This window comes from Pseudomonas sp. Marseille-Q5117 (assembly GCF_946901175.1).
Taxonomy (GTDB): domain Bacteria; phylum Pseudomonadota; class Gammaproteobacteria; order Pseudomonadales; family Pseudomonadaceae; genus Aquipseudomonas; species Aquipseudomonas iranensis.
On sequence record NZ_CAMPPP010000003.1, the window covers coordinates 349,270 to 366,656 of the forward strand.

16 protein-coding genes and 2 pseudogenes are annotated in these 17,387 nt (G+C 60.3%); all 18 read right to left on the reverse strand.

Annotated elements, in window-relative coordinates; translation table 11 throughout:
• Positions 1 to 3 precede the first annotated feature (3 nt).
• Positions 4 to 1,335, reverse strand: a complete 1,332-nt coding sequence (gene tssK / locus OC605_RS07490) for a type VI secretion system baseplate subunit TssK (RefSeq protein WP_016772510.1) — start codon at positions 1,333 to 1,335, stop codon at positions 4 to 6.
• Positions 1,336 to 1,337: 2 nt separating this feature from the next.
• Positions 1,338 to 1,838 (reverse strand): type VI secretion system lipoprotein TssJ, encoded by a 501-nt coding sequence (gene tssJ / locus OC605_RS07495; protein WP_016772509.1) that lies wholly within the window; start codon positions 1,836 to 1,838, stop codon positions 1,338 to 1,340.
• A gap of 5 nt (positions 1,839 to 1,843) precedes the next feature.
• Positions 1,844 to 3,040: a type VI secretion system-associated FHA domain protein TagH gene (gene tagH, locus OC605_RS07500; protein WP_137214425.1), complete on the reverse strand. Its 1,197-nt coding sequence runs from the start codon at positions 3,038 to 3,040 to the stop codon at positions 1,844 to 1,846.
• A gap of 18 nt (positions 3,041 to 3,058) precedes the next feature.
• Complete coding sequence (locus OC605_RS07505; protein ID WP_003229566.1) at positions 3,059 to 3,199, reverse strand: hypothetical protein; 141 nt, start codon at positions 3,197 to 3,199, stop codon at positions 3,059 to 3,061.
• Positions 3,200 to 3,496: 297 nt separating this feature from the next.
• The gene (locus OC605_RS07510; protein ID WP_206421366.1) at positions 3,497 to 5,017 is read right to left on the reverse strand and encodes a sigma-54 interaction domain-containing protein; all 1,521 of its coding nucleotides are present in this window, start codon (positions 5,015 to 5,017) and stop codon (positions 3,497 to 3,499) included.
• 10 nt (positions 5,018 to 5,027) lie between these two features.
• A pseudogene (tssH, locus tag OC605_RS07515) lies at positions 5,028 to 7,684 on the reverse strand (type VI secretion system ATPase TssH).
• Positions 7,685 to 7,695: 11 nt separating this feature from the next.
• Positions 7,696 to 8,620 (reverse strand): annotated as a pseudogene (locus tag OC605_RS07520) (type VI secretion system baseplate subunit TssG).
• Positions 8,584 to 10,371, reverse strand: coding sequence for a type VI secretion system baseplate subunit TssF (gene tssF, locus OC605_RS07525; protein WP_262136612.1), 1,788 nt, complete (start codon positions 10,369 to 10,371; stop codon positions 8,584 to 8,586). The pseudogene OC605_RS07520 and the gene tssF overlap by 37 nt, the downstream one beginning before the upstream one ends.
• A 27-nt stretch (positions 10,372 to 10,398) precedes the next feature.
• Complete coding sequence (locus OC605_RS07530) at positions 10,399 to 10,794, reverse strand: hypothetical protein (protein WP_262136613.1); 396 nt, start codon at positions 10,792 to 10,794, stop codon at positions 10,399 to 10,401.
• A gap of 22 nt (positions 10,795 to 10,816) precedes the next feature.
• On the reverse strand, positions 10,817 to 11,233 hold the full coding sequence (locus tag OC605_RS07535) for a hypothetical protein (RefSeq protein ID WP_186568789.1): 417 nt from the start codon (positions 11,231 to 11,233) through the stop codon (positions 10,817 to 10,819).
• Positions 11,230 to 11,607: a hypothetical protein gene (locus tag OC605_RS07540; RefSeq protein ID WP_262136614.1), complete on the reverse strand. Its 378-nt coding sequence runs from the start codon at positions 11,605 to 11,607 to the stop codon at positions 11,230 to 11,232. The genes OC605_RS07535 and OC605_RS07540 overlap by 4 nt, the downstream gene beginning before the upstream one ends.
• A 48-nt stretch (positions 11,608 to 11,655) precedes the next feature.
• The gene (locus OC605_RS07545; protein WP_186568787.1) at positions 11,656 to 12,000 is read right to left on the reverse strand and encodes a hypothetical protein; all 345 of its coding nucleotides are present in this window, start codon (positions 11,998 to 12,000) and stop codon (positions 11,656 to 11,658) included.
• On the reverse strand, positions 11,990 to 12,814 hold the full coding sequence (locus tag OC605_RS07550) for a hypothetical protein (protein WP_225927653.1): 825 nt from the start codon (positions 12,812 to 12,814) through the stop codon (positions 11,990 to 11,992). The genes OC605_RS07545 and OC605_RS07550 overlap by 11 nt, the downstream gene beginning before the upstream one ends.
• A 14-nt stretch (positions 12,815 to 12,828) precedes the next feature.
• On the reverse strand, positions 12,829 to 13,329 hold the full coding sequence (locus OC605_RS07555; RefSeq protein WP_186568786.1) for a PAAR domain-containing protein: 501 nt from the start codon (positions 13,327 to 13,329) through the stop codon (positions 12,829 to 12,831).
• An 11-nt stretch (positions 13,330 to 13,340) separates the two neighbouring features.
• Positions 13,341 to 13,748 (reverse strand): type VI secretion system baseplate subunit TssE, encoded by a 408-nt coding sequence (gene tssE / locus OC605_RS07560; protein ID WP_007920274.1) that lies wholly within the window; start codon positions 13,746 to 13,748, stop codon positions 13,341 to 13,343.
• A 9-nt stretch (positions 13,749 to 13,757) separates the two neighbouring features.
• Positions 13,758 to 15,233: a type VI secretion system contractile sheath large subunit gene (gene tssC / locus OC605_RS07565; RefSeq protein WP_007920272.1), complete on the reverse strand. Its 1,476-nt coding sequence runs from the start codon at positions 15,231 to 15,233 to the stop codon at positions 13,758 to 13,760.
• Between the two features lie 25 nt (positions 15,234 to 15,258).
• Positions 15,259 to 15,762 (reverse strand): type VI secretion system contractile sheath small subunit, encoded by a 504-nt coding sequence (gene tssB / locus OC605_RS07570; protein ID WP_003229587.1) that lies wholly within the window; start codon positions 15,760 to 15,762, stop codon positions 15,259 to 15,261.
• A gap of 32 nt (positions 15,763 to 15,794) precedes the next feature.
• Positions 15,795 to 17,357 (reverse strand): type VI secretion system protein TssA, encoded by a 1,563-nt coding sequence (tssA, locus tag OC605_RS07575; RefSeq protein WP_056790892.1) that lies wholly within the window; start codon positions 17,355 to 17,357, stop codon positions 15,795 to 15,797.
• Positions 17,358 to 17,387: the final 30 nt, after the last annotated feature.

The window sequence follows — 17,387 nt, forward strand, 5'->3', positions numbered from 1 at the left end:
CGGTCAGTTCCTGATGGCCCAGAATTTCAGTTCAAGCTCGGCGAATTCGCCGGACACGTGGAACGCGAAACCGCCGGAGCGTTCGAGTTGTGCCAGGTCTTCGGAACTGAGTTCGAGAATGAAATAGGTTTTGTTCGAGTGGAACGCGATCTGCCGTGGTGCCACCGGCAACGGTTTGACCTTGATCCCCGGCAAGTGGAGGTTGACCAGTTGGCGGATGCGCTCCACCGGGCCGACCTTGAGGTGCTGCGGCAAACGCTGACGCAGTTCTTCGGAGTCGCAGTTGGCACTGGCTGCCAGCACGAACGAGGCCGAGCCGAGCAGTTTGTGGTCGTGCAACGGCGAAACAATGATGCCGTACTGACGCGCCTGCAGGATCAACTCGATGGCGTGCTGTTCGAGCACCATCGACAGCACCTGACGGATCGCTTCCATCAGTTTGCGGAAGCTTGCGCCCTGATCGGCGTGGGAATAGCGGCTGTCCAGACGCGGGCGTTTGCTCTCGCCGGAGAAGGTCGCCAGATCGCCGAGCATGGTCAGCAGCGTGCGGTACAACTCTTCCGGATGCACTTGTTCCAGACCGAGGTAATGGCGCAGCAGCAGTTCGGTGCGGTTGATCAGTTGCAGCATCATGAAGTCGCCGACTTCAGCGCCGCCGACCTTGCCATTGGAGCGAATCCGCTCGGCGATGGTGTCGCCACGGTGGCTGAGCATGCTGATGACTTCTTTCAGGCACGACAGCAGGTAGCTGGAGGCGTGGGCCTGAATGTAGGTCGGGACGAAATCCGGGTCGAGGCTGATCACGCCGTCGGGCGTGGTGTCGAGCACGTCGCAGATCTTCAGCTTCACGTAGGCCTGATCGCTCTGCTGCTCGCCGAGCAGCAGTTTGAAATCCGGGCGACCGCAGCTGACCTGACTGGCGGAATCGTCGCCGGCGTTGGAGTCGGCGACTTCGGCGTCATAGGCGGTGTAGCGCGCGAGCACGTCGGATTGCTCCGGGCGCCGGGCCTCGATGTGGTTGCCGGTGACCAGCGGCAGCGCCAGATAGATCGGCGTGTTGCCGGTGTTTGGCGGCACGTCCAGCGCCAACGGCTCGGTGTTGCCACCGAGTTCGAACAGGCTGCCGTCCGGCAGAATCCCCGAGGCTTCACTGATCACCAGTTTGCCCATGTTGAGGAACTGCAAGTCGATTTCCAGATTGAGAAAACCCCAGGTGTAGCCACCGAGCAATTGCGTGCGGGTTTTCATCTGGTGATCGTAGTAACGATCGTTGTGCTGGAAGTGCTGCGGTCGCAGCAGCATGCCTTCCTGCCAAATGACTTTATGGGTGTTCATGATCAGTCATCCGCCTTGGCGAGCACTTGTTGGGTGTTGCGGATACCGGCCTGATCGAGGGTCAGATCAGCCTCGGTGAGTTCCAGCGGAGTGATCTGCACGGTGTGGCGCCATTGCGTATCCGGCAGGTCGCGATAAGCAGCGAGGATGCCCACGTAACGGCTGCCCTCCTCCACGCTGAGTTTCAGTTCCACGGTTTCACCCGGGCGCAGTTCGAGTTCTTCGCTGGCCACCAGATCCGGGTTGAGGGATTCCTTGGCGCGTTCGTAGAGGCTGAAGAAATCAGCGTTCTCGAAGGTCACCGGGTGCTTGAGTTCGAACAGACGCACGACGATCGGCGACGGCCGACCATTGAGGTCCGGGTTGAGCTGATCGCTGCCGGTCAGCTTGAGGTTGATCTTGGTCACTTTCGAGTATGGCGACAGCGACGAGCAACCGGCGAGCAGCACCAGCACGGTGAGCGCAGTCAGCGTCTTGAAAAAAGCGGTCGAGCGGCGAGACATGCGCATCATCCTTGGTGGTCGGTGTGGAGGGTGGAGATCAGACGAATCTGTTCTTCGTAAGCCTGAGCAAAGTCGCGGGCCAGCAGACGCTCGCTCCAGTCATCGTCCTGACGCAGTGCCTGGTGGTAGCGGCCGAATGCTCTCCAGCGCCCGCCCGACGTGGCGATCAATGGCTTGCTGTCACGCTCGAAACGCAGGGTCAGCTGCTCCGGCGAGAAGTGCTCCAGCGTGCCACGCACAGCAGCGCGACTGGCGGTCAGCAGTGCCACTTGATGCGCCTGCAGGTCGCGGAATGCGCGGGAGATCGCTTGCTCGGCGGGCAGATGGCCAGGCTTGCTTGGCTGCAACAGAATCTGCAGTGCTTCGCTCGGATCGACGGCGAATTTCAGCGGGTTCTTGTTGGTGCCTTGCACGGTGGTCTGGGCCAGACGCAATTCGTTTTTCAGCTCGGAGCGGGTACGCAGGCTTTGCTGCAAACCGCCGATGCTCTGGCGCAGCAGGCGCGCAGTGTTGAGCGCCAACGCTTCGCGTTCGTCGTGGCTGAGGCCTTTGACGTCGACGCCGAGCGCCGCGCCGAAGTGCTCCCAGAAGCCTTCGCTCTGACGCTCGACGGCTTTCGGCGCAGGCGCCGGCTCAGGCTCGACCGGGGCGGCAATCAGCTCCGGGACCATCAGGCTTTCCATGTCGATGCGCGCGTAGTCGGCACGCTGACGGGAATCTTCGGGCTTGGCGGTAGGCGACAGCAGTTCGTCGATTTCCGAGTACACGCGCTCTTGCTGTTCGAGGGCGTTGAGCGGGTCGAGGTCAAGAAACGCGTCGTCCGGAATGATGCTGCCAGCGGCGCGCGGGCGGCCGACTTCGCCGTCGAAAGTGGCCGGGTCACGGACCAGCCGCGCGCGGATCTCGAAGTCGCCGAGAATGTAGGTGCTGCCGTGCTCGATGCGCACCGGCTCGCCCTTGTGCAGGCGTGCGCCGCTGCTGCCGTCCTGAACACCGTTGCTGCTGGTGTCGGTAAGGAAGAACGAGCCCTCGCGGTAGCTGACAATCGCGTGATGATTGGACAGGTGCCGCTTGCGGTCAGGGATGATCCAGTCACAGTCCTCGCCGCGCCCGATCACGCCACCGGCCTGTTTGAAGGTCCGCTGGCACAACTCGGTGGGCACGAACTGCTTGGTGTTCAGCATTTCGAAAACCAATTCCATGTTTGATGCTCCTTGCGGTCACTTGCCGCGATTGACCGCTTGCGGATCACCCAACGGGCGATAGTCGTTGTCGTTGAATTTGTAATTGCCGCTACAGCCGCCAAGGCCGCATAGAACGACGAGGGTCAGCAGGACAGCGTGCCAGTGACGAACAGACATCAGAGGGTCTCCAGGTGTAGACAAAGCACAAAGCGCCGACCCTTGCGGGCGGCGCTGAAATAAGTTCTTGAGGTGGGCTCGAAGCCTCTAGATCGGGGCCTTGAGCCATAGTCTGGAGGTACGGCGACCTCCCGTGGCGAGGGGACTTGTCCCCGTTGGGGTGCGCAGCGCCCCCATAACCTGCCAGCGCGATTTCTCAGTGAAACCGTATGTACCGGACTGCGACTGCTGCGCAGCCGGACGGGGATAAATCCTCTCGCCACAGGGTATGTGTTGGGTTCGAAGAAGTGCTGTAGCTCAACCATCAAAGTCACCCAAATTGATATTCAGGCGCCCGAGGCGGTACAGCAGCGTGCGCCGTGGCAGGCCCAGCTCGCGGGCGGCGAGGGTCTGGTTGCCGTCGTTCTTGCGTAGGCAATCGAGCAGCAATGTGCGCTCGACTTGCTCCAGGCGTTCGCGCAGATTCAGGCCGCTGTTGTCCTCGGGCATCGCTTCCAGGCGCAGGGAAAAATGCTCGGCGAGCAACTCGCCGCCCTCGCAGAGCAACACCGCGCGCTCGACCAGTGCCTTGAGTTCGCGAACGTTGCCGGGGAAGTTGTAGCCGCACAGATGCTCCAGTGCCGAATCCGACCAGCGCACCGGGTCACGCTGCAAAAACGTGCAGGTCTTCTCGGCGAAATGCCGGGCCAGATCGAGGATGTCGCCTTCGCGCTGACGCAGGGCCGGCAGCTCGATCGGGAATTGTGCGAGGCGGTAGTACAAGTCCTCGCGGAACTTGCCTTCGCTGACCAGCGCCGCCAGATCACGGTGCGTCGCGGCGATGATGCGCACGTCGATTTTGTGCGTGTCGTTGGAACCCAGCGGACGGATCTCGCCTTCCTGCAACACGCGCAGAATCTTCGCTTGCAGCGACAACGGCATGTCGCCGATTTCATCGAGCAGCAACGTGCCGCCATTGGCCGCGTCGAACAGCCCCGCACGATCGCGATCGGCACCAGTGAAGGCGCCTTTGCGATAGCCGAACAGCTCGCTTTCCAGCAGGTTTTCCGGGAACGCCGCGCAGTTCTGCACGATGAACGCCTGGGAGCGACGCGGGCCGCAATCGTGAATCGCCCGCGCCACCACTTCCTTGCCGGTGCCGGTCTCGCCACGCAACAGCACGGTGTACGGGCTGTGGAGGATCTTGCTGATCAGCGAGTAGGTCTGGCGCATCGCCGCGCTTTTGCCGATCAGGCCGTAGCCACTGATGCTCGGCACACTGCGAGTGGCGGTGGCCGATTCGGCGGCTGGCTGACGCAGGCGTTGCAGCAGATGCAGTTGGCCGAGCACGAACGAGCCGAGCTGGCCAAGGGAGTCGGCGAAACCCTGCAAGTCAGTGCGACGACGACTGGCACACAGCAGCAAGCCCTCAACCGACTTGTGCTGATTGACCAGCGGCACGCACAACAGCGACTGCCACGGCGTGCTCGCCGCTGGCAGAAAACTGGTTTCGTGCAGGCTGCCGGTCAGGTCGTCGAGGCACACCACGCGGTTCTGGCACAGGGCGAATTGCAGCAGTTGTTCACCGTTGTAATCCGCCGGCAGGCTCGCCGCCTGACGCGGTTGCAGCGCGCCGTCGAGGCACTCGGCATTCATCCCCAGGCAGGTGTGGGTGGCGTCGAGCAGATACAGCTGCGTCAGTTCGCAGCCACTCAGTTCGGCCAGGCCACGGACGAATTCACTCAGCAGCGCAGCACTGTCCGCCGCGCGCGAAAGACTGGCGAACTGCGCCAGCAACGCTTCGGCATAGACCAGTGGCTGCGGCACTTGAGTGAACATCACGCCCACCTCAGACGAACTCGCAGGTCACGCTGGAGTTGCCGTCGAGCGTGGCATGCACACGCTTGAGGCTTTCGCCGGTCGCCATCGCATCGAGCAGACGATCGGCCACCAACGGCAGCACGTGTTGATCGAGCAGATGATCGATCAGGCGCGCGCCGCTTTCGCTTTGCGTGCAGCGCTCGGACAGATGATCGACGAGGTTCTGGCACCAGCTGAACTCCAGCTGACGACGGTTCAGGCGCTCGCCTAGACGGCCGAGTTTGATCTCGATCAGCTCGCGCAGCACCGGCCCGCCCACCGGGTAGTACGGCACCACTTTCATCCGCGCCAGCAGCGCCGGTTTGAAGTGTTTGCTGAGCACCGGGCGAATGGTTTCTTCGAGCACTTCGGCGGTCGGCCGCGCGCCGTCTTCGCAGAGTTCGCTGATCTTGTCGCTACCGAGGTTCGAGGTCATCAGGATCAACGTGTTGCGGAAGTCGATCTCGCGACCTTCGCCATCGTTGGCCACGCCTTTGTCGAAGATTTGGTAGAACAGGTTGAGCACGTCCGGGTCGGCCTTCTCGACTTCATCGAGCAACACCACCGAATACGGCTTCTGGCGCACGGCTTCGGTGAGCATGCCGCCCTCGCCGTAACCGACGTAGCCCGGTGGCGCACCGATCAGGCGCGAGACGGTGTGCTTCTCCTGAAACTCGGACATGTTGATGGTGGTGATGAAGCGGTCGCCGCCGTACAGCAGGTCCGCCAGGGCCAGCGCGGTTTCGGTCTTGCCGACGCCGCTCGGGCCGACCAGCAGGAACACACCGACCGGTGCATCAGGCTTGTTCAGACCGGCAGCGGTTGCGCGCATCGAACGATCCAGCGCATGCACGGCTTGCTCCTGACCACGGATGCGTGTGCGCAGATCGGTGGCGAAACTGGCGACCTTGGCGTTGTGCTCGCGGGCCAGTTGCGCCAGCGGCACACCGGTCCAGGCGCTGATCACTTCGGCAACCAGACGCGGGCAGACTTCGAAGCTGACCAGGCGTTCTTTGACTTGCGCAGCGGTCAACGCGGCGTGGGTTTCATGCAGCTGAGCTTCCAGCGCTTCGACGCTCTGGCCTTCTTCGACTTCGGCGACCACAGTTTCAATCACGGTGCCTTCGGCGTCTTCTTCAACGCTGACGGTCGGCTCGACGGCTGCGGCTTCGCGGGCCTTGGCCAGTTGCTGACGCAGTTCCAGCAGGCGCTCGGCCAGTTCTTTTTGCTCAGTCCACAAGGTCTCGAGCGCAACCATCTCGCTTTCGGCTTCGTCCAGCCGCGCTTCCAGTGCCTCCAGCGCTTCGTGGTCGATCAGCAGACCGGCCTCGGCATCGCGACGCAGGGCCTGGCGCTGACGGCCGCCTTCAGCCAGTTCGCCACGCAGGCGCTCCAGACTTTCCGGGGCCGCAGCGAGGCTGATGCGCACGCGGGCGCAAGCGGTGTCGAGGACGTCGACGGCCTTGTCCGGCAGTTGCCGACCGGCCAGGTAACGCGCGGACAATTCAGCAGCGGACACCACCGCGTCATCGCGCAGGTAGATGCCGTGGCTCTTCTCGTAGACCTGAGCCAGACCACGCAGAATGGTCACTGCTTCGCTGACAGTCGGTTCGTGCAGTTGCACGGGCTGGAAACGACGGGCCAGCGCCGGGTCTTTCTCGAAGTATTTTTGTACTCGGCCCAGGTCGTCGCGGCGATGGTGCGCAGTTCGCCACGGGCCAGCGCCGGTTTCAGCAGGTTGGCCGCATCGGAACCGCCAGCGTTGCCGCCAGCACCGATCAGGGTATGGGCTTCGTCGATGAACAGGATGATTGGTTTCGGCGAGGCTTTGACTTCGTCGATCACGCCTTTCAAACGACGCTCGAATTCACCTTTGACGCTGGCGCCGGCCTGCAACAGGCCCATGTCCAGCGAGAGCAATTCAACGCCTTTGAGCACTTGTGGCACTTCACCGGCAGCGATGCGCGAGGCCAGACCTTCGACGATCGCGGTCTTGCCGACACCGGCTTCACCGACGACGATCGGGTTGTTCTTGCGGCGACGGGCGAGGATGTCGACCATCTGCCGGATCGCGCCATCGCGGCACAGCACCGGGTCGAGTTTGCCGTCGCGGGCCTGTTGGGTCAGGTTGTGGGTGAAGCGCTGCAACAGCGACTCGCCTCGCGCCGCCGGTTTGCCATTGGCCGCCGGCTGCTCCTGTTGCGACAGGGCAAATTCCTTCAGGCGATCGATGTTCAACTTGGCGAGCAGCGGTTGATAGCGGCTGCCGGCATAACGCATCGGGTTGCGCAGCAACGCCAGGATCAGCGCGGCGTCTTCGACCTGGGTCTGGCCCAGCTCGAGGTTGGCCACCAGCAGCGCGTCTTGCAGCCATTGCACCAGTTCCGGAGCGAATACCGGGTTGCGCGAAGCGCTGTGTTCGACCCGCGATTGCAATGCAGCGGTCAGTTCACCGGCGTCGACGTCAGCATCTTGCAGCGCGCGCGACAGCAAGCCGTTCGGGCGCTCGAGCAAGCCCAGCAGCAAGTCTTCGACGAGGATCTTGCTGCCGCCACGGGCGACGCAACGCTCGGCCGAACGTTCCAGATCACGACGGGTTTCGGCGTCCAGCGCCTGGATGAGTTGTTGCAGGTCTACGTTGATCATGGCTCACGTCCTTAATGAATTTTGCTGCCCAGGGTCACCACGCCGTCCGCTTTTTCGCGGCCCAGCCAACTGGTCCAACCGAGGCGACAGGCGTTCTGCTCACCGATGCGCAGTTCGCGGATTTCTTCCTGGCGCAGGACCAGGCGAATGTCGTAATCGAGCGGGTCACGCAAGGTGAACCGCACCAGCGCGCAGAGCGGCTGGTAACCGAAACCGATCGGCAGGAATTCATGGAATCGCTGCCAGTCGAGTTCGGTGATGTGAATGCGGAATTTGCCGCTGCGATCGCGCACGTGTTCGCCCAGCACCAGGTCTTCGCCGAGTACGCTGTTGGCACGGCCCAAACGATTGCGCTGCTCGTCGAGAATTTCCACGCGGCGCTCGAATGCCGATGACCGTCCGTGCTTGAAGTGTAACGCAACGGCCGCAGCGCGCCGTGCGCAAACTGACAGGCGTAGCGTTTCCAGTTGAGTTCCTTGGCCTTGCGGATCTCGTCGCCACCCAGGCCGATCAGCGCAAAGTGCGCCGGAAACGAAGCTCGCGCGGTAGCGCTCGATCAGCATCAGCGACGTGGAACAGGTCGAGGAAGTTGCGCGTCGGGTTGCCGTCCTCGCTGTCGCCCAGGGCCTGCTCGCCATAGAACGCCGGCAACGGCGAACCGGAGCCGACCAGGCCGATCAGGTTGAAACGCACGCGCGCGCGCATCTTGCCGTGCTCTTCGAAAAACTCCACGCGATCGACGTCGCTGCGCGGAAAACCCAGGCTCGGGTTGGCCTGGAACTCGACCTGATCGTACAGATCGTCTTCGCTCAGATGCGGGTGTGCCTCGCGCAGCCGGTCGATCACCAACAGCACGGCCTGAAACAGCGAGTACTCGCGTATTACCTTGGTCAGCCCGCTTAAAGCAGGGGCTGCAGGCCCATACGTGGTGTCCATTGGTACACCTCTCCCTGTGTGCTTTTTACCCGCAGCTCATGGAATGAATTGAGACTGGCGTAAAGCGCGAAAAACTCGTTGAGAACCGAAGCGAAGACGAACAGGTCGCCCTCGCCGATATAGCCTTCCGGGTCGATGGTCAGTTCGGTGCGCAAACCGCGCACCGGCAGACCGCGATGCAGCCGGTCGACGTGATGATGTTTGATGTGCTTGAGGCCGCCGAGCAGGCGCTTGCTGACCTTCTCCGCGTGCTGGTCGTAGTAGCGCGGCAGGTCGTAGGTTTCCAGAATCACCTTCAACGCATTGACGTCCGCCAGCGACAGATAGTTAAGCGACATGTTGCTGATCAGCTTCCACAGGAAGTCGCGGTTCAGCGGCGGCGCGAAGCTCGGGGTGGCCGGGGTGATGTTGCGGAAACTGAGGAATTCCGGGGTCTGCTCGCTGGCCATGCAGATGTCGCCGAGCTTGAGCTTTTTCGGCAGGTTCTGGTTGGTGCACATCAGCTCGATCGACAGGGTTTCGTGGGCTTCGGTGTGGCGGATGCCGAAGCTCAGGTAAGTGTCGAGGCCGTCGTGCAGCAAGGAAGAACGCTGGCGAATGCTGTAATGCGGACGGCTGTTGGGCACGTCGAAACTTGGGTCGTGTTCGAAGGATTCGAACGGCACGTACTCCTGATAACCGAGGCCGCCGGGCTTCCAGCCAGTGACCGTTTCCACCGAGAACACGCCACAGTTTTCCAGGTCGTATTCGGCCGGCAGCAACAGGTATTCGTCCTGCTTGCCATCGAGACGAATCGGCAGCGCGTCGTGCTCGAACAGATTGACGATCGGCGTGCAGAACAGCTTGACGTTATCCAGGGTCGGCCGCATGCGCATGATGCCGCTCTTGCGAATGTCGAAACGCAATTCGAGGCCGCGCATCTGCTTGAGGGTGTCTTCCGGCAGCGCCTTGAGAATGTCCAGACCGTTGACGTCGACGAACAGGAACTTGTCCTGGAAGGCGAAGTATTCCTGCAGGTAGCGATAGCCACGGAAGGTGTTCAGCGGATACGGGATCAACGCTTCTTCTTCGGCAAAGCCCACCGGTTTGACCCGGTCGCCGGGAATCTTGAACGCCATCGGCTTGCCGCTGACGCCCTCAATCGGCTTGCCGGCGCCGTCGAGCGGGATCAGTTCGATGCCGTCGAGGTTGCGCAGCAGGCTCAGGTAGAGCATCTGGCTGATGTAGCGCTCACCGGCAAAGTGCAGGCGCAACTTGCTCAGCTGCAGTTCGCCGAGGTGGCCGTCAGCGCTCATTTCCAGGCGCAGGCTGAGCAGCGAGCCATCGCCCTTCACCGAGTAATTCAGCGCAGCCAGATCCAGCGGCAAGACTTCGGTCGGGTAACAGGTGCGGAAACGGCAGCGCACGTCTTCGATCGGCTTGCTCTCGATCGGCGTATCGCGCTCAACCAACAGCGCCGGCCCGGAACGCTTGAGCGGATCAAACTGCAGAATGCTGAACGCCGGCAGCGGGCGCATGTAGTTCGGCCACAGCAGCTGCATCAGCGAATGGCTGAGCTCCGGCAGTTCGTCATCGAGCTTCTGCCGCAGCCGCCCGGTGAGGAACGCAAAGCCTTCGAGCAACCGCTCCACATCCGGATCCCGCCCGGCCTGCCCCAGATACGGCGCCAGCGCCGGACTACGCTCGGCGAAACGACGACCGAGCTGGCGCAGTGCGGTGAGTTCGCTTTGGTAGTAGTGGTTAAAGGACACGGGGTACCTGCCTGGTAGTGGAACTCATCAAAAAAAAATCCTGTAGAGCGCGACCGTCACGCCGGCACAGACATAGCCGCCAATCAGCAGGAACGGCACAACCGAGATCCAGCCGTACGCCATGTAAGCATCATTCAGCGGACGGACGATCAGACTGAACAAGCCATACAGCATCCAGGGCACGGCATAGAACGGGATGAACTTCACTGGCGCCCACCAAACCATCCGCAATGCCTGTTGCTCGTTCCGGCGCCGCGCCGATCGGGACATCCACAGCGAGAAACCCAGAAGCCCGGGAACGCCCCACCACAACAGGAACTGCCAATAAATTCCGGACGACTCGGATGTTAAATACTCGCCATTCCACAGGTCATAGGAAGTAATCGCCAACACGGCCAGCAGTGGCAGCCACAATGCAGCCATGAAGAAGCTCAGTTGTGCGCGGCTAAGCATGGGTAGGGCTCACAAGCGAGTTCCGTCGCATCAGCACACATTTTTCCCAACGCAATTCGATGACCTGCGTGACCAGAATCGCCAACAACGTGACTCCGCCTTGGGCCACGGTGTAGAACAGCGCACGTAGTGGGTTGTGGGGCACCGTTATGAACAGAATCCAGACAACCATCAGAGCAAGCAGACCGAGCTTGGCCCACAGGTTCGGGATAATTGCGGCCAATGCGTTCACCCCGAGAAAGATGTAAATGAACATATAGTGGGCAATACCGTATGCCACACCGCGGGACGTGAATCCGCCGTTGAATGCCTTGTAGGCTACAACGACTGCGTTATTCAGAAACACGTAGGCCACGCAGCCCGCCGCATGGATCGCCAAGCAAAGTGCAAGGCGCAAGTAGATATTCATCGCTGCCCAACTCCCTGTTTTTGCGGCGTGATCGCCGCACCCGTATAGACATAGAGCTCTTCACCGCCGTAGCCACCAATGGCCGCAGCGCTGAGTGGATGGCTATCCCGGGTGCCATATCGAACCCAACCCTCAGTCCACATCCCACCATTCTGGTGACGAATTTCAACGTAGTAGTCCGGCGCTTCGTGCTTCGTAATCTCGACGAATACCCCGCCATCCTCGGCCCCAACCCACAATGCATTTGGATGCGCGAACAGCTTTGGTTCGGTCGAGCTTTCCATTCGCAACAGCACAGCGAAGCCGACCAGAATCGTCAGCAAACCGACCGAAGATAGGAACGCGCCAAGGCATTGCCACGCTCTGATTTTCATTGAGCTGTTCCGCAAAAAAAAATCATGGGTAGATCGTTGTCTCGCCGATCATCTCTTCGCGCCTTGTTTCGCACTGCACCATGTTTTGAAATTCAAGCGATCAAATCCCTGGCAAACATTGGCTTTGGAAATAAAAATATAAGGCGCAGCCGCGTCATAAGAAAAATAATAATAATTCTCACCGTCCTGGCCGTAGATCCAATAAGAGGACGACCCTTGATTTATTTCATAGGGTTCGAAGGCAAGGATTGAAGATTCCGCAGGAATAAAATTAACGCGATCCATCAACAGCATCAGCGAGTTAGAGAAAATATTAGTCAACAAGACGCCCCCCAAAACCAAAACTCCGGCAACAAGCGCAATAGTGGTAGACGTCGACAGCTTATTTTTCATAAAAATACAACCACGCAGTGCCTGCTTTCGCTGCGTCTAATAACGCCATCGCATCGCTTGAATATTTTTCGGCAAGCGGGCCAGAACCGTTGTAGGAAGCAATGACTTTTTTCAGTTGATCTGCGGATAATGCCCCGGAATGACAACGAGTCCCGGTAGCCCGGTCAATCAGTTCACGTAGATGGCCGGCGCAATAGTAGAGGTCTGCCTTCCAGTCATCACCCGGGATTCTCGTGTCCTGATTCCAACCAAAAATCCGGTACTGAACGTCTTCGGGCAAAGGTTTCTTGCAGTAATAGTTCTCTGTGTATTTAACAGAGTTCTGCAATGTTGCGCGGCTCATGTTGGCAAAACCGCTGGACCCCCCAGCCAACTTGTCCGGCACGGCGTCAAAAGCCATATTGTCGACAATCGCTAACAGAGTGGTCAGCGACCGTTCGCCGAACTGCATAGTTTGCAGAAATTTACTACCCTTAGGTCCATTCTCCTGCTGAAGAATAACCGCAAGCAAAATATGCGGGATCCCATAATATTCAGCCGCCTGCTTAATCCAGACCCGAATTTCTGTATCAGAGAAACTCGCCTTGAGCATTTCTTTGGTTTTTGGCACATACCACATTATTTGCAACGGGGAAGGCAGCTCACCGGTATAGCTAGCGACACTGTCGTAGCCAGTCAGCGTTGTGACTTCTTTTCCATTACAGCGGCAAACTTGCAACTCTACTGGCGCAACATCAGAGGTTTTCGTGCTCGCGGCCGCGCCCGCTGGCACATATTCCTGCCCATCCTTACTGATTTTTTCAGCCTCGGCCATGAACGAGTACTCCCTCAGCTCTCAATAAAAACTTCAATTTTTTCGGAGGCTGTGTGTGCCTTCACGCGGTGAGTCAGACCCAACTCATTGGTGATTCCGCTTTCGAGAGATCCATCCGCTCGGCGTAGTAAGTACTTGGTATCCGCTAGCGGGTTCCCCAGGCCGTTTTTGAGTTGGAATTGAGCATCAAAGCCCGGAATGATCAAAGGCAACGGCGGCACAAACGGCGCCGGCGTATGCGAATTGCCAATAATCACCGTCCCGGACCCAGCCGTGACCTTGTTGCCGTGAGATCCAACCGAACCTACTGTCGCAGCCGGTTTGCCGTTGATCAAAACGGTAGTGGCAAGGTCGCCGACCAGCGCACCACCACACGCAGAGGCATCGCCTTGGCGGGCGGCCGCGAGGCCGTCGAAGAACACGTCGCCGGAACCGGCGGCGATCGGGTTGGTGCCGTGACCGGGGAGCGGGCAAGCGGTGGGGTCGGATACGCGTGCTGCGGGTTTGCCAGACATCGGGGATCTCCTTAGGTGACCTTGACTTGTCCGCTGCCATCCAGGCGCGCGGAGAAACTGACCTGACGCTTGAAACCCTCGACTTCCAGCAGGCCTTCGATACTGAAGGCCAGGCGAAGTTGATCGTGGTCACGCGGCAGGGAAATGACACGCACGTTGCTCAGGCGTGGCTCGTAGGCTTCGATGAAGTTTTCGATAGCCAGACGGGCCTGACTCAGGGAATCGTGCAGGCTCAGGCGCATGTCATTGAGATCGGGCAACCCGTAGTCGGCCAGCGTTTGCACGCTGCCGGCCCGGGTGCTGAGCATTTTGGCCAGATGGGCAGCCACTGACGCCATGGCACAAGCCTCAAGGCTGTTGCCCTTGCGTAGTTGTGCGTCGCCATTGAGGCGTTCGAACAGGCTGCCGTATCCGTCCATGAGTCGCTCTTACTCTTTGTCCAGCTTGCCAACCAGCGACAGGGTGAAATCGGCGCCCATGTACTTGAAGTGCGGACGCACGTTCAAGCTCACGCGGTACCAGCCCGGCTCGCCTTCAACGTCGCTGACGATCACTTGCGCAGCGCGCAGCGGACGACGGCCACGGACTTCGGCGCTCGGGTTTTCCTGGTCGGCAACGTACTGACGGATCCACTTGTTCAGTTCCAGCTCGAGGTCGGTACGCTCTTTCCACGAACCGAGTTGCTCGCGCTGCAACACTTTCAAATAGTGAGCCAGACGGTTGACGATCATCATGTACGGCAGTTGGGTGCCGAGCTTGTAGTTCAGCTCTGCGGCCTTGCCTTCTGCGCTGATGCCGAAGAACTTCGGCTTCTGCACCGAACTGGCGGAGAAGAACGCCGCGTTGTCGGAGCCTTTGCGCATGGTCAGGGAAATGAAGCCTTCCTCGGCCAGTTCGTATTCACGACGGTCGGAAACCAATACTTCGGTAGGAATCTTGGTTTCGATTTCGCCCATGCTTTCGAAATGGTGCAAAGGCAGGTCTTCAACCGCGCCACCGCTCTGCGGGCCGATGATGTTCGGGCACCAGCGGAATTTGGCGAAGCTGTCGGTCAGCTTGGTGCCGAACGCGTAAGCCGTGTTGCCCCACAGGTAGTGCTCGTGGCTGTTGGCAACGGTTTCCTTGTACACGAACGATTTCACCGGGTTTTCTTCCGGATCGTACGGGTTGCGCAGCAGGAAACGCGGCACGGTCAGGCCAACGTAGCGCGAGTCTTCCGAGGTACGGAAGCTCTGCCATTTGGCGAATTGCGGGCCTTCGAAGTGGTCTTTCAGATCTTTCAGATCCGGCAGGCCGGTGAAGCTTTCCAGGCCGAAGAATTTCGGCCCAGCGGCAGCGATGAACGGCGCGTGGGACATGCACGAAACGCTGGCCACGTACTGCATCAGCTTGACGTCTGGCGAGCTTGGCGACATGTAGTAGTTGGCGATGATCGCGCCCACAGGCTGACCACCGAACTGGCCGTATTCAGCGGTGTAGATGTGCTTGTACAGGCCCGACTGCATGACTTCCGGCGAATCTTCGAAATCGTCCAGCAGGTCTTCTTTGGAGACGTTGAGGATTTCGATCTTGATGTTTTCGCGGAAGTTGGTGCGGTCGACCAGCAACTGCAGACCACGCCACGACGATTCCAGCGCCTGGAAATCCGGGTGGTGCAGGATCTCGTCCATCTGGCGGCTGAGCTTGGCATCGATCTCGGCGATCATGCGGTCAACCATGGCTTTCTTGACCGGCTCACCGTTGTTCTGCGGCTTGAGCAGTTCTTCGATGAACGCCGACACACCGCGCTTGGCGATGTCGTAGGCTTCGTCGTCCGGAGTCAGACGGGTTTCGGCGATGATGCTGTCGAGAATGCTGTACTCGCCGTTGCCGGCGCTCTTCTCTTGTGCTGCGCTAGTGCTCATTGTGTTGGCTTCCTTGGCTGGAGTCTCAGGCGTCCGGGGCTGCGGCGTTCAGGCCCAGCTCACCGAGTACGCGACCGCGGGATTCGTCGTCGGCGAGCACGCCTTCGATCGCTTTACGGAACGCAGGTGCGTTACCCAGCGGGCCTTTGAGGGCCACCAGCGCATCGCGCAGTTCCATCAGTTTTTTCAGCTCAGGCACTTGCTCGACCAGGCTGGCCGGGTTGAAGTCCTTCATCGAATTGACGCGCAGTTGCACAGCCAGCTCGTCGGCCTCGCCATCTTCCTGCAGACGGTTCGGCACGCTCAGCGTCAGACCCAGCTCTTGCTTGGCCAACACTTCGTCGAAGGTCATCTTGTCGATGCTGATCGGCTTGCGATCTTCGATTTTGCGATCGTCCTTGCGGTGGGTGTAGTCACCGATTGCCAGCAGCTTCAGCGGCAGTTCAATCTCTTCCTGAGCTCCGCCGGTGGCGGGTTTGAAGGTGACGTTGATGCGTTCCTTGGGGGCTACCGAGCCTTCTTTGGCCATGGCTTTTCTCCTTGCGGTTGTGGCCCTGGGGCCTATTCGAGTACCACTTCGAGGTCGAGGTGGCACAGCCTGCGATAAATCTCTTCCTTGCTTTCACGTACGGCGTGGTTCTGCGGCAACAACTCGCAGCAACTGTGCAGCAGGTGCAGCACTTGCAATGCAAGATCGGGCTCCCAGGCGTGCAGGCCTGAGTCCTGTAATGTCTGATCGAGGGTTTCGAGCTGGTTCTTGGCCAGTTCGTATTTCTTGGCCAGGAAACACAGCCGCGCGAGGGTGAACTGCCAGAAGAAGCGTTCGCGGCCACCGTGGGCCGATTGCAGGCCCTGCTTGAGAATCTGCACGGCCGGCTTCAAGCCTTCCTTGCGCAGGATCGGTTGAACTTCCTCGAGGGCTTTTTCCCAGGCCGGCTGGGTTTCGACGTTCTCGCTTTCGACCTTGCGCGGCGCGCTGGCGCTTTGCAGGTGCGGCATGACATTGGCGGCGATCCACGCCCGGGTGGACGGATCGGCAAACGGCGCGCCGTCATGGAAGCGCAACTCGATGATGCCCGGCAGGCGCTGAATCAAAAGCGCGAAGTGGATTTCCACTTCGCGCATGGCCAGCTCGGCGTTGAGGTTCTGGAGACATTCCCAGACCATCCTCTGGCCATCGAACCAGAACGGCGCCTTCGCCAGGCTCGCCTCCAGTTCCACCAGCAGGTCGGCGTATTTGCCCTGATCGAAACGGTCCTGATAGAGCTTGAGCTTTTCCAGCGGCAGACCGCGCAGCACGGTGATCTGCTCGGCGTTGCGCTCGGGCACCGCGTCGATGGTCATCCACAGCAGCGTGCGATTGAGGCGCAGGGCACGCAGGTCGGTGGCTTTCTGTTTCAGCCACCAGGCACACAATGGCCGGGCGCTGTCCTGCTGGGCGCGCAGGGCTTTGTGCGCATCCCGCTCGTTGTCGATCGGCGCGCCAGGGGTGAGCAGTTGGGTCGCGGCCTGCTTGACCTGCGCCACCGCCGCGCCCACCACGCCGGGCGCCGGCTGGTTGTCGGCGGCGCGCTGAATCATGGTTTTCAGGCGGCGGGAGATCGGCAGCAGCAGCGGCGCGTCATCGCCCAGATGCTCAGTGCACGCGGCCTCAAGGCCGGCCAGGTGCTCGGAGAGCTGCCGGAACATCGGCAACTGCTCTTTGATCGCAATGTTTTCGGTGATGACCTGCTCGAGACGCGGCACCAGCCAGCCGATCGCGGCGGCACGAGTGCGGGGTTTGAGCGGGTGGACGTCGGCCCAGTTGTTTTCCGACAGATGGTGCAGCAGACCGAGGCCGGCGAGCAGCCCGGGGAAGGATTCGCGCTGGTACAGCGACCAGGTCAGCCAGGCGCCGACACGCAGATCCTTGGATTGGGTACGCAGCAGATTTTCGCTGTTTTCGCGGATTTTCAGCCAGTCGATCTGCCCGCTTTCGTGCATCGACGAAGCCTTGGCCAGCTCACTTTCCAGCGCCTCGAATTCGCTCGAGAAACGAACGTCCTCGCCCGCGAAATTCTCTTTGGAAACAGAGACTTTTGCGAGTTCGAGGTAATGGGCGGAAAGTTTGCTTGAGTAGGACATCCATGGCCTTTATTAAGGATTACAGTCATG